The 266-nt window shown below is 71.8% G+C and carries 1 protein-coding gene; it reads right to left on the reverse strand.

Features of this window, described 5'->3' with window-relative positions; all coding sequences use genetic code 11:
• Nucleotides 1-266: AMP-binding protein (locus ACPXB1_RS30715; protein ID WP_425736191.1), on the reverse strand; the 266-nt coding region annotated here is incomplete at both ends.

The following is a 266-nucleotide window of genomic DNA, read 5'->3' on the forward strand; positions in this document are numbered from 1 at the left end:
CGGTGGGGGACCAGGATGCCCTTGGGTGTGCCGGTCGAGCCGGAGGTGTAGAGCAGGTACGCCGGATCCTGCGGGCGGACCTCGACCTCGGGCGGCTGGGGGAGAGCCCCGACGCCAGGCAGTGGGTCCGGTGCGTCGGCGACAGCGAGCGGGTCGGGTTGGTCCAGTTGCCAGCGCGGCGTGTCTTCCGGTGCGAGTGGGGTCAGGTCGGTGGTCGTCAACACCAGTCGGGCACCGGAGTCGCTGGTCTGGTACGCCAGCCTGGC

Origin of the sequence: Micromonospora sp. DT68, from assembly GCF_049847245.1 — a bacterium.
GTDB classification, from domain to species: Bacteria; Actinomycetota; Actinomycetes; order Mycobacteriales; family Micromonosporaceae; genus Micromonospora; species Micromonospora profundi.